Consider the following 12187-nt stretch of genomic DNA (forward strand, 5'->3'; position numbering starts at 1 on the left):
CGAAGAGCGCCCTTTAGGGCACGCTAGGGAGCCCCCGAGGGAGCACCCTTACTCGTGCTCTTTTACCGCCTGCCAGGCCGCTTCCATCTGCTCTAGATCGGCGTTTTCCAGGTTTAGGCCTTGAGCCGCTAGTTGTTCCTCGACGCCATTAAAACGTCGGCTAAACTTGCGGTTGGCTTGACGCAGCAGCTGCTCCGGGTCACGACCTAGGTGGCGGGCAACATTTACCGTAGCAAACAGCAGGTCGCCAATTTCCTCTGCGCAGTGCTCGCTATTTGGGTCATGCTCTATGGCCTCGCGCACCTCAAGCACTTCTTCGGCGACCTTGTCCAGAGCACCATCGACACTGGGCCAGTCAAAGCCTACGGCGGCAACGCGCTTTTGAATTTTATTTGCAGCGCTGAGCGCTGGCAGGTTGGCGGGAATGTCATCGAGCAGATGCGCCTGCCCCTTGGCCTGGCGCTCCTGATGTTTGCGGGTTTCCCAATTATCCCGGGCTTGGCCATCGGCAAAAATATGAGGGTGGCGCTGTTTTAACTTGCTATTGAGCTCGGCAACCACGGCATTAAAGTCAAATAGTTGTTGCTCACTGGCCAGCTGGCTGTAAAAGATGACCTGAAACAGCAAGTCGCCCAGTTCCGCCTTGAGTTCATCATAGGCGCCACGCTCTATGGTGTCGGCCACCTCATAGGCCTCTTCCAGGGTGTGCGGCACTATGGTTTTAAAGGTTTGCGCCAGGTCCCAGTCACAACCGGACTCAGGGCAGCGCAACTTGGCCATTATGGCCTGTAGCTCGGCAATGGTGTTGTGACTCACCCACCGGCTCCCACACGAGAGGCATCATACACGCCCTCGATTTGCATCAGCTTAGTCAGTAAGCGGTTGGTACTGCTTAAATCCGACACCGCAATCTTCATATTGAAAATCGCCAGCTGTTTCTCGTCCACCGTATTCACATTCATGCTCAGCACATTGACCTTTTCATTGGCCAGCACCGAGCTGATATCACGAATAAGCCCTTGGCGGTCATTGGCTTCTACCTTAATAGAGAGTGCAAAATCGCTGCTGGTTTTTGCCGACCAGCTGACCTCGACGATGCGCTCCGGGTGGCGCTCCTGTAAGGTGGCAAATTGCTCACAGTCACTGCGGTGCACCGCAATGCCCCGGCCCTGGGTGATATAACCACAAATGGAATCGCCGGGCACCGGCTCACAGCAGCCGGCCATATGACTCATCAGGGAGCCGACGCCTTCCACCACTATGCCGTTTTTATCCGCCTTGGTGCTGCGACTGGGCTGTTTAAACTTAATTTGCGGCTCAGGCTCACCCTTGTTTTGCACAAAGTTCAACAGCTGGTTTAGACGCACATCGGCGGCGCCTATGGCCACCAGCAGGTCGTCCAGATTGGTGAAGTTAAAGCGCTTAATAGCCGGGTCGAGATCCTTGTAGGTAAGATCCAGCTTCTGCAGCTCGTTATCGAGTATGTCTTTACCAGCCTGCAGGTTTTTATCCCTGTCGAGCTGTTTAAACCAGTGATGAATTTTCGCCCGCGCTCTGGATGAGCGAATATAGCCAAGGGATGGATTGACCCAGTCGCGGCTCGGATTCGGCTCTTTCTGGGTAAGAATTTCCACCTGATCGCCGGTTTGCAACTGATAGGTAAAAGGCACAATTTTGCCAAATACCTTAGCACCAATGCAGCGATGACCAACATTGGAGTGAATATAGTAGGCAAAGTCCAACGGCGTGGCGCCATAGGGCAAGTCAAAAATATCGCCGCGCGGGGTAAAGACATAGACCCTGTCTTCCACCACCTGGTTTTTCAGTTCATCTGCCAGGTCTGTGCCGTCGACCACTTCCTCTTGCCATTGCAGAATCTTTTGCAGCCAACTGATTTTTTGCTCATAGCCGCTGTCGCGACCGCCCAGCGCTCCTTCTTTATACATCCAGTGCGCGGCCACACCCAACTCCGCATCTTCGTGCATCTGCGCGGTGCGGATTTGAATCTCCACGGTTTTGCCCTCGGGGCCAAAAACCACGGTATGAATGGACTGATAACCGTTCGGCTTAGGGGTGGCGACATAATCGTCAAATTCTTTAGGCAGATGGCGCCAGCTGGTATGCACTACGCCGAGGGCGCCGTAACAGTCCTGAATTTTATCCACCACGATACGCATGGCGCGAATATCGAAGAGCTGATCGAACTCATAGTTCTTTTTGCTCATCTTCTTATAGATGCTGTAGATATGCTTAGGGCGGCCATAGACCTCGCCCTTAATGCCGACTTCGTCCAGCTTGGTTTGCACCTGCTTGACCATGTCGCGCATATATTCTTCACGGTCGAGACGCTTTTCTTCTAACAACTTGGCGATGCGTTTATAGGTTTGCGGGTGCAAATAGCGAAACGCGAGATCTTCGAGCTCCCATTTCAGCTGGCCAATACCCAAACGGTTCGCCAAAGGGGCAAAAATATTACTGGTTTCCTTGGCCGCTATGACCCGCTCTTCTTCGCTGGCATCTTTCACCTCGCGCAGATAACACACCTGCTGCGCCAGCTTGATCACTACGGCACGCACATCTTCGACCATGGCCAGCAGCATGCGGCGGATCTTATCCACCTGCACCTGGCCGCTTGAGGCATGAGCTAGGGTGCTGATGGTAGCCATTTGCTCCACCCCGGTCAGTAACAGGCCGACATCCTTATTGAAGTCCTCGCTAACATCACTGATAGCGATTTTATTGGCGATAAAATAGGGCGTCAGGTAGGCGGTGGCCAAGGAGGTTGCATCAAGGTTCAGTTGCGCCAGAATTTCCACCATTTCCAACGCCAATCGGTCGCTGTCGGCATTGCGGTGCTCACCGCAGTATTCGGTGGCCGCTTTGACCAACTGATACTTGTCGTCACTTAACGCCAGCTGCTTTAGGGCGCTGTCGAAGTTTTCGATATCGGTACGATGCGACTGTCTTGTTGCCACCATGGCGGACTCTACCCCCGTGTAAATAATGCCATTGTTTCGATATGACCTGTGTGCGGGAACATGTTCATAATTCCCAGTTTATTGAGCGAAAAACCCGCTGCCAGTATCGTTTTGCTGTCTCTTGCCAGAGTAACGGGATCACAAGACACGTACAAGACGCGTTTGAACTGTTTGAGCGGTAATTGCGCAAGTATAGCCTCGGCACCCATGCGCGATGGATCAAGCAGCAACACATCGAGGTTTTTATCAAACCAACTCGCCTGCGCCAAGGGCTCGGTTAAATCAAAACAATGAAACTGACAATTATCCAATTCATTGGCCTTGGCATTTAACTGAGCATAGTCCACAGCCGAGGCCACGCCCTCAACACCGACCACTCTTTTTGCCTGCTTAGCTGCCAGCAAGGAGAAGTTGCCGACACCGCAAAACAAATCCAACACCTGCTCATCGGCACCTAACGCCAACCACTGCATGGCCTGGTTAAGCATCTGTTCGTTCACCTCGGCATTGACCTGAATAAAGTTATCCAGGCCGAACTGCAAGGACAGTTCACCTTGTTTAATATGATAGCTGGCCGCCGGTAGCGCCTGCTCGGCGCTGTGCTGCCAAACCAAGGTCCAGTCATGCTCGCTGGCGGCATCCTGTACTAGTTGCTGCACCTTGTCGACGATGGCCTTAGTATGTCGTACTACTATGTAATGGGTGTCTTCTGTGGCCACCAGCTGTAAATGCGATACTGAGCGCAGCGCCGGATGCTGCTCTATCTGAGCGCGGAAAAATGCAAAGACCGCATCAAAGCCCTGCTCCAACACCGGGCAGTGTTCGATATTAACTATCTGCTTGGAACCTTGCTGGCGGAAGCCCACCTGCAGGCCGCGATTCTTATCATGGAAAATACTGATACGGGCGCTGCGGCGATAATGCCAGGGCTGACTTTCGATGGGCGCCTGCCAAGGTAATTCGCTTTGGCCGGTAAACTTGGCAAAAAGAGCGCCCACCGCCTGCTGCTTGGCATCCAGCTGCGCCTGCAACTCAAGATGCTGCAAGTTACAGCCGCCGCATTGATGATAATGCTGGCACATGGGCTTAACCCGCGCTGCGCTGGGCTCAAGCACCTTAATGCATTGGCCCTCTGCGTAGCTTTTCTTATCGGCATTAATACGTGCCAGAACGCGCTCCCCCGCCAGGGCTCCATTAACAAAAACAACCTTGCCGTTATTTTTTGCCACGCCGCGCCCATGGTGATCCATACTCTGGATGCTCAATTCTTGCGTTTGATTTTTAACTTGTTTTTTACTTGGCTTAAAAAAGTTCGCCATGCCCCGCCCTAATTTACATTGATAAAGATCGGTGTAAGCTATAACCTAAACTTAACACAGTCTCATTTATTTGTTTGCTTATGAACCGACTAGGCCTTCGGGATTCAGTCCTGATCCTGACCTTGGTGCCTACCGTGGTGATTGGTCTATTGCTCGGCGGCTATTTTACTATAAATCGCTACCTGGAGTTGGATGAATTTCTCATCGAGCAAGGCAGCACCATAATCGAGCCATTAAGTATTGCCATAGAGCAACCCTTAGTTAAAAACGACAAGGCTACGTTAGAGCGCATAGCTCGCCATATTCACAATATGCACTCGCCGCTTGTAAAGTCCGTGGCCATTTTTGACGCCAGCGATTCCTTGGTGGTGACCAGCAATTTACATCGCAATTTTGACCGTCTGACTACTATTCCCCCCGAGGTGCATCAGAGCCTGAATAAGGCCATTCACGACGATGAATTTTTAATTTTTTATCAGGGCGTACTCAACCCCAATACCCCCAGCCATTTGCCGTTTCAAACCGCCGGCACTGTGATGGTGCAATTTAACCGCCAGGCCGCGGTAATAGAGCAACAAAGAGCCATTTTAATCAGTGCCGCTGTGATCTTATTAGCCATCGGCTTTGCCGTGGTGCTCTCCATTCGTCTGAGCCGTATGATCACCCAGCCCTTGTCACGTTTGGTGCGCGCTACCGGCGAAGTAGCCCGGGGCGAAGTGCCGCAAAACATTACCCAGACCATGCAGGGGGAGCTGGAGCAACTGCGCTTAGGCCTAGTGAGCATTACCGAATATATGGCCGATGAAAAAGACGAAATGCAGCGTCATATCGACCAGGCCACCGCCGACTACCAGGAAACCCTGGAGCAGTATGAGACCCAGAATATTCAGCTCAATATCGCCAAACGCGAGGCCCTGGCTGCAAACAAGGTTAAGTCCGACTTCTTAGCGAAGATGAGTCACGAGCTGCGCACCCCGCTCAATGGGGTTATTGGCTTTGCACGCCAGCTTTATAAAACGCCGCTGAATAAGAGCCAAAAAGATTACCTGGATACCATAGAGGCCTCGGCCAACAGCCTGCTTAGCATCATCAGCGATATTCTCGACTTCTCCAAACTTGAAGCCGGCGCCATGGAGCTCGAAAGCATTCAATTCCAATTGCGCGATGCGGTGAACGAGGTGCTGACCCTGCTCGCCCCCGGCGCCCATGAGAAAAACCTGGAGCTGTCGATTCATGTAAACCCCAATGTGCCCGAGCAACTGTTTGGCGACCCAACCCGCTTTCGACAAATTCTTACCAACCTGGTGAGTAACGCCATTAAGTTTACCGAGCAGGGTGAGATCAATATAGATATCAGCAGTCGCCTGCTGGCCGATGAGCGCACCTCCTTACTGATCTCGGTAAAAGACACCGGCGTCGGCATTGCCATGGATAAACAAGACACCTTGTTTACCCCCTTTGGCCAGGCCGACTCCAGCATCACCCGTAAGTTTGGCGGCACCGGCCTGGGGCTTATGATCACCAAGCATTTGGTTGAAGCCATGGGCGGACGCATCACCTTGAACAGCGCCCCGGGTAAGGGCACCTGCTTTACTTTTAATGCTGTGTTTAAGCTGCCGGACCATCATTTCCAAACCGAACTGCCCTGCGGCTCGTTAGCCACTAAGCGGGTGCTGTATTTCGAGCAAAATGAGCACAGCTACATGGCCACCACCAGCATATTGCATGCCTGGGGTGTGCATGTAAGCGGCTGTCGCAACCTGGAAGAGCTAGAGCAAGTACTCACCGGCTCCTTTAAATTTGATATCTGTGTACTTGGCGATGCCGGCGGTGTCGAGTCCATGGGGCTGATGAAACAGCTCATTTCCATGGTGCGCCCACACAGTGACTATATCTATTTGCTGCTCAATACGGTGTCGCATAATATGCGCGAGGCCTTAGTGGGCAGTGGTGCCGATGGCTGCCTCAGCAAACCCATTAATCATCGCAAGTTCTGTGAAATGATGGCGGCGCCCTATCGTCTTGATCACCCCACCATTCACACCCAGGACCGCAAGGCCAGCCGCTTGCCGTTGAAAGCCTTGGTAGTAGACGATAACGATGCCAACCTGAAACTGATCTGCGCCTTGCTTGAAGAGCAGGTGGAAGAGCTGGATACAGCCCATAACGGTGCCCAGGCGGTGGAGGTCTGTAAGAGTCATAAATACGATATGATCTTTATGGACATACAAATGCCGATTATGGACGGCATTACCGCCTGTAAGCTCATTTGCGAGTCCTCTCTCAATGAAGACACGCCAATCATAGCCGTGACCGCCCACGCCCTAAGCGGGGAGAAAGAACAGCTTAAGGAAGTTGGCTTTGCCAGCTACCTGACCAAGCCTTTGGACGAGGACATGCTCCACGAAGTACTTATGGAGCACGGCGCCGATCATAAGCGCCTGCGCGAGCGCCACGTCAACAAGAGCCCCCCAAGCACACCTCCCTTTGCCAGCAATGGTCTGAACTGGGATCTGGCCCTGCAACGCGCCGGTGGCAAGGAGGACCTGGCCCAGGAAATGCTCAACATGCTGCTGCTCAGCATTCCGGAAACCGTCAGCCTGATAGAAGAAGCCATGACCGCCAAGGATCACCAACGCTTACTTTCTATCATCCACAAGTTCCACGGCGCCTGCTGCTATACCGGTGTGCCGAAGCTGAAAAAGCTCGCCGAGCTGATTGAAACGGCCATGAAGGAGCAGGCCAGCATCAATGATATCGAGCCCGAGCTGCTGGAATTGCTGGATGAGCTCAGGAATTTGCTGACGGATGCGGGGTTGGAGAAGAACAACTCGTTGTGACCGCTGGTGTGATTACCATCACACCCAAAGGGCGAGCCCCCTTGGAACCCCGGTTTTGGGTGACTAGTGGACGCACTGGTCAGTTTGCTTTAAGCGTTAAGATATTGTCGCGGTGGCGACGACACCTTAGGGGTGGTTTACGCCAACCACCCCTAAGAACCCCAAGGCGCCCCAACATTGCATTGTTTCCTCACCCCGCTACGAGAAATGAACGTAACCAACATGCACAGGCCTTCCCTGGCCTGAGCATGTTTTCGCCAGCGTCGTGCTGGCGATTACTCTTCTCGTATCGCGCTTCGGATGCAATGTAAGGGGATTAAGCTGATACACCTGCTTTCAAATTTAGGCTATCGCAATCTGTTAGATGACTATGAGCGAGGAGCGGAAGCTCAATTAATTTTAAGTCGAGGAAGTGCTTTTCGTATTACGATAAAACTATTTCACCAACACTGCACTAGAACCCTCGGCAAGCTTGTTTATACTGCTCATCGTATACCTTTCGACTCACTTGAGTATAGTTGGCGAAGTCCGGGAGGGAGCGCTTATCATATAACCAATCTCTTTGGAGGGAGCTAGAAATAACTGGTTTGTTATTAGCGTAACACCAGTCAATCGTTTTACTAGCTATACCTGAGTAGCCTAAGCTCAAAATTAGCCCTTCTTCAGCCAGTAAAACTTCTGTGTAAATCTCACCAGAGCCAAAACTTAGACATGTACAAGCCCTAATATTTTTTGCTGAAATTTCAAATGAGCCTAGTGGGGTGTTTTTTGTGTCTATATACAAAGCGCCTTGGTTCAACGCGAACCCACTCGTACTGCCCGAGCTTAATAACACGCCAGGGTGATGTATCGATTGAAACAGCAAAGAATCAACTGGTGAAAGCGGTACTTGCGGTTTCTCTTGTTTTGAGTACTTTTCTTTCAGGCTTATAAAAGGTTTGTATACTTCTTCTTTACTGGGTGGAATAAAATCACATCCAGTTAAGTGAACTAAAGCTAGCGCTAAAGGTAAGATACGATATCCATTCATAACAACAGTCCCTCGTTCCAAAAAGTAGCTTCTGTAATATCTGCAATGTAAATCCTATAGATAATGAATATTAGCACCTCTACATGTGATGGCTAAATTAACGAAAATATTTGCCGTCTACTATAAACATCCACACATAATTTATTTAATAAGCAAGAGCATCGTTTGATAAACACCAAGAATCACCACAATTCGTTACTTATCTTGAGAGCATGTCGCAGGCATTACAGTTAAAAACAAGTTCTGGAAATATAATTTTGACCAATGTCACTTCCAGGCAGCCTCGATTAAGCGGAAAACTGACGTTCATACTTCCACCGAAATTACTGGTTATCCATCCATAATCGATGAGTTTCTCCCATAGTCAGGAAAACGACCCAATGGGTCTTTTTTGTCGTGTTCACGTTGATGGCAATGTAGCGTAACTTCAATGCTGGTAAGTACTTCCTAAATTTGTTATCTATGGTTATAGGACAAAAACGAGACAGATTGCAGTAGAAAAACGACCCAATCGCTCGATATTAAATTGTTAGGCATCAACATGAAGTTCGAGTTTTTACGAAGCGATTGGGTAGGAATTGGGATTGGTTCAGTCATGGGCCTCTATCAAGGTATTGTGGTATTTGATAGTGAGATTGGTCGCGGCTTAGAAAACGCAGCTATTTTGCCGGTGGTTCTTTTCGGTTTGTTCGGCCCCCCGATTTTGGCTTTGCTAAATAGGTTTTTACCCATGCCAATGCCAGGCACGTACAGAGCAATTGGTAAGTACGTCAATACAATTTTCTTAATGGTTGCATTCGGCATATTTACCGGGTTATCTGGTTTTACCTATTATTGGTTGGTAGGCGGCCCAGACAGTGTTCTGTTTTTGCTGTCTTTCTTTAGTTCAGCCGGGGTAGGCTTCTTCTTTGCTTATCTAATTTATCCTGAGCTAGCATTTAGGCCAGAGTCAAATGCCTAACAAATCAATCAAAGGCGCCCCTTCGGGGCTGGACCTCCACTTTGCGGCTTCGCCGCTGCGTGGAGACCCTTTATTGAGGCGTTATGTGAAAGGGGTAAATTCGTGAAGTCAGTATTTAAATACTTAGGTATTGGTGTTCTTTTAGGTCTGGGAATATCTATTGTTGATGAAGCACACTATCACCTAAGTAAAAAAGATCGATTGAATGACTTCGAAGATGCTATGGAAAAAGCGCAGCAGTTAAGAGAGTCGATGACAATCAGCTCTGATGAACTGTTTTTAAGTGATATTCCTGATATGTATTATGACCCGAGCCATGATTTATATTTCAGCATTCAAAGTTATAAAGATATGGGCGATGTGATAGAGATTTCAGGTGTTATAAGTAACAAAGGTAGTAGTACTTGGAAGAGTGTGGCGGTTGATTTTGAGGCATATACAAATGAAAAAAAACTAATTGCTAATTGCTCAGCTTGGACTGGTCAACTTGTGCCTCTAAGCACCGATGGTGTTGTAGTACGTTGTGATAAGGTTCAGGAATTTATTTCACAGCCTATATCTGAAGTAACTATGCAAATCAGGTGGAATTTTCATGGAGAACGTGTAATTTCACACAACAAACCACTGAAACTGGACTAGTAACAGTTGGCTTGGTTCCGCTTCATTTCACATTTTATCCAACAATTATTCACCTCTTGGTGAGGCATTAGCAGACAAGAGGAAAGCGCTATTAACAAGGAATGGTTTGTATTAGTTCTACCCACATTTTTTTTAGGTTTCTTCTGGGTATACTTTTCGTTATTTCCAGCGCTTTATGCTGATTCGGTACTGCCCAAAAAGTTAAAGAAGCTCATCGATAGTCTTAGGGAGTATGAAGGAACGCCGAGTGCTACGATTATTCCAATGATATTGTTCTTACCAATACTGTTCTTAGGTTTTGTTGTTGGCTATTTCCAGAGTAAATCCTCTGACTCAGCAACAAAGTGGATGGGGCATTTTGCTGCTTTTATAGGCTTGGGGTTTTATTATGGCCTGTATCGTCTTTTTGCATAAGTCTTCTAACAAGGCGCTATTGGCACTTATCAGCCCATCAGCAAACTCAGAAGTAACAGGTATCGATCTTCCCGTTTGGATTCGCGCTGGAGAAATCCGCTTTTGTTGTGGAGTGTGCTGGAAACAGCGAGTATGGCTGAAAGCGGAAACAAGCGAGTGAACAGTTTCACTCGCGCCGCTTGAAGGTGACGAGCTCTGCGAGGAGGGGGACTTCGGAGTTAGGTTTACCGAGGTAGAACACCTCGTTAAACCGTGTTGAAAGCTAAGCGGAACGTTTAACAAAGCGCTGAGTTCGGAAGCATTGGCGAATCACGGGTGTCCTAGGAGTTCTTAGGGGCGACGAGTGACCGAAGCACCGCTTCGCAGCGTGAGGAGGTGAAGGCATGGATGCCGACAGGAACCCTCCTTCAGGGACGAGTTATTAGCGCTGAACTTAGCATTTCCTCTAAGTCGAGGTCGGCGACCCGACAAGATCTCAACAAAAACAAAAAAGCCGGCGATAAACACCGGCTTTCCAAAGAAAGTATCTCAATATCAAAACGCCGTCAGCAGCCTGACTCCAAGACCTCTTAGGCCCGCGCCTCTAGCATCAGACGTTTCATATCACGTACGGCCTTTTCCATGCCATCGATGGCGGCACGGGCGATGATCGCATGGCCAATGTTAAGCTCGTAAATCTCAGGCATGGCTGCGATAGGCTTTACATTGTGGTAGTGCAAGCCATGACCGGCGTTAACCACCAGGCCTTGAGCGTGGGCATATTGTACGCCAACGCGGATGCTCTCAAGCTCTGCCGCTTGCTCGGCGTCGTTTTCGGCATCGGCATAGGCGCCGGTGTGAATTTCGATATAAGGGGCACCGGCTTTTACGCTGGCGTCGATTTGCGCCTTATCGGCATCGATAAAAAGGCTTACCTTAATACCGGCATCGCTTAAACGCTTTACCGCATCGGCCACCTTGTCGTACTGCCCGACGACATCCAGACCGCCTTCTGTGGTCAGCTCTTCACGCTTTTCCGGTACCAGGCAGACAAAGGCCGGTTTTACTTCCAGGGCAATGGCGAGCATTTCTTCGGTGACCGCCATTTCTAGGTTCATGCGTGTTTGTATGGTGTCTTTCATCACATAGATGTCACGGTCTTGAATATGACGTCTGTCTTCACGCAGGTGAATGGTGATCCCGTCGGCACCGGCATGCTCGGCGACTGCGGCGGCATGGGCCGGATCCGGATAAGTGGTGCCACGGGCCTGACGTAAAGTGGCGATATGGTCAACGTTAACGCCTAGTAGAATCTCTTTCATGCTGCCTTACCTTGATTTAAATAGTTCTCTGCTTTTTAGTGGTTTGTTGCCAAGCAAGGGTTTGAGTATATAACGACAAAAATGCTTGGCCGCCCTTTGTATTTGCGGCTCGGAAAAATCATAACGGGCAAACGCGAGAATATGCGCACCGCTAAAACCGTAACCCTGCACCGGTTGTGCCTGGCGTACCCAACCCTGCTCGGGATAGTAATCGTATTGTCCTTTGGCATCAATGGCATCGCCCTGATAGTCGCTGTCAAAGTTGACGCCATAGCCCAGGCTCTCCAGCAGCTGCAACTCATAACAGCGTAAACTGGCACCCAGATCTTTAGCTCCTGCGAGCTCCTGCAAGTGCTGGGAATAGAGGGAGAATATCTGCTCCAGAGGCTCATTGATGGGGATGATGCGTGCCGCCAATTCATTCATATAAAAGCCGCAATAGAGCTTGTCGCCGCGCAGTGGCTCCAAGGCGGTGTCGAGTTCAAAGTGTTGCAGGTATTTGAGCTCGCCATTGCCTTGATAGCGAATAAGGAGTGCTTGGAAGGGTTGTAACTGGGCTTTATGTTTGATCGCCTGCTTACCGCTTAGGCGCGCTATCATGCGCATCAGGCCGCGGTTTTCGACCACAAAATCGACCAGCCATTGCGAGTCGCTAATGGCCCGTCGATGCAGTAAAAAGGCGCGCTCAAAGCCCGCATTCATGGG

General features: G+C 49.9%; 9 protein-coding genes. 3 read left to right on the forward strand and 6 right to left on the reverse strand.

The genetic code is table 11. The features are described from left to right. Positions 1-48 precede the first annotated feature (48 nt). Genes mazG through rlmD form a run of 3 tightly spaced genes read right to left on the reverse strand, consistent with a single transcriptional unit; the run spans position 49 to position 4297 of the window. Positions 49-816: a nucleoside triphosphate pyrophosphohydrolase gene (gene mazG / locus C2M24_RS06485; RefSeq protein ID WP_105213699.1), complete on the reverse strand. Its 768-nt coding sequence runs from the start codon at positions 814-816 to the stop codon at positions 49-51. Continuing rightward, complete coding sequence (relA, locus tag C2M24_RS06490; RefSeq protein WP_105200738.1) at positions 813-2978, reverse strand: GTP diphosphokinase; 2166 nt, start codon at positions 2976-2978, stop codon at positions 813-815. Before relA ends, mazG begins: the two co-directional genes overlap by 4 nt. Before the next feature lie 8 nt (positions 2979-2986). Then, the gene (gene rlmD, locus C2M24_RS06495) at positions 2987-4297 is read right to left on the reverse strand and encodes a 23S rRNA (uracil(1939)-C(5))-methyltransferase RlmD (RefSeq protein WP_105213700.1); all 1311 of its coding nucleotides are present in this window, start codon (positions 4295-4297) and stop codon (positions 2987-2989) included. Positions 4298-4377: 80 nt separating this feature from the next. Between rlmD and barA the strand changes: the two genes are divergently transcribed. After that, on the forward strand, positions 4378-7137 hold the full coding sequence (gene barA / locus C2M24_RS06500) for a two-component sensor histidine kinase BarA (RefSeq protein ID WP_105213701.1): 2760 nt from the start codon (positions 4378-4380) through the stop codon (positions 7135-7137). Between the two features lie 454 nt (positions 7138-7591). Here barA and C2M24_RS06505 read toward each other — a convergent pair whose 3' ends face one another. Then, on the reverse strand, positions 7592-8167 hold the full coding sequence (locus tag C2M24_RS06505) for a hypothetical protein (RefSeq protein ID WP_105213702.1): 576 nt from the start codon (positions 8165-8167) through the stop codon (positions 7592-7594). A 541-nt stretch (positions 8168-8708) separates the two neighbouring features. On the opposite strand from C2M24_RS06505, the gene C2M24_RS06510 reads away from it, so the two are divergent. Both C2M24_RS06510 and C2M24_RS06515 read left to right on the forward strand, forming a co-directional pair. Further along, positions 8709-9128, forward strand: a complete 420-nt coding sequence (locus C2M24_RS06510) for a hypothetical protein (RefSeq protein ID WP_105200742.1) — start codon at positions 8709-8711, stop codon at positions 9126-9128. 102 nt (positions 9129-9230) lie between these two features. Beyond that, positions 9231-9767, forward strand: a complete 537-nt coding sequence (locus tag C2M24_RS06515) for a hypothetical protein (RefSeq protein ID WP_105213703.1) — start codon at positions 9231-9233, stop codon at positions 9765-9767. A gap of 983 nt (positions 9768-10750) precedes the next feature. On the opposite strand, the gene pdxJ is transcribed toward C2M24_RS06515, so the two are convergent. Beyond that, positions 10751-11482 carry a pyridoxine 5'-phosphate synthase gene (gene pdxJ / locus C2M24_RS06520; protein ID WP_105213704.1) on the reverse strand — a complete coding sequence of 244 codons (732 nt, stop codon included), beginning with the start codon at positions 11480-11482 and terminating at the stop codon, positions 10751-10753. A 6-nt stretch (positions 11483-11488) separates the two neighbouring features. Beyond that, the gene (gene recO, locus C2M24_RS06525) at positions 11489-12184 is read right to left on the reverse strand and encodes a DNA repair protein RecO (RefSeq protein ID WP_105213705.1); all 696 of its coding nucleotides are present in this window, start codon (positions 12182-12184) and stop codon (positions 11489-11491) included. Positions 12185-12187: the final 3 nt, after the last annotated feature.

Origin of the sequence: Pseudoalteromonas sp. T1lg22 (assembly GCF_002964645.1) — a bacterium.
Classification (GTDB): domain Bacteria; phylum Pseudomonadota; class Gammaproteobacteria; order Enterobacterales; family Alteromonadaceae; genus Pseudoalteromonas.

Coding starts and splice junctions, on each gene's coding strand:
- C2M24_RS06510 (WP_105200742.1), top strand. CDS start 8,709: ATGAAGTTCGAGTTTTTACGAAGCGATTGGGTAGGAATTGGGATTGGT.
- C2M24_RS06505 (WP_105213702.1), bottom strand. CDS start 8,167: ATGAATGGATATCGTATCTTACCTTTAGCGCTAGCTTTAGTTCACTTA.
- relA (WP_105200738.1), bottom strand. CDS start 2,978: ATGGTGGCAACAAGACAGTCGCATCGTACCGATATCGAAAACTTCGAC.
- rlmD (WP_105213700.1), bottom strand. CDS start 4,297: ATGGCGAACTTTTTTAAGCCAAGTAAAAAACAAGTTAAAAATCAAACG.
- pdxJ (WP_105213704.1), bottom strand. CDS start 11,482: ATGAAAGAGATTCTACTAGGCGTTAACGTTGACCATATCGCCACTTTA.
- recO (WP_105213705.1), bottom strand. CDS start 12,184: ATGAATGCGGGCTTTGAGCGCGCCTTTTTACTGCATCGACGGGCCATT.
- barA (WP_105213701.1), top strand. CDS start 4,378: ATGAACCGACTAGGCCTTCGGGATTCAGTCCTGATCCTGACCTTGGTG.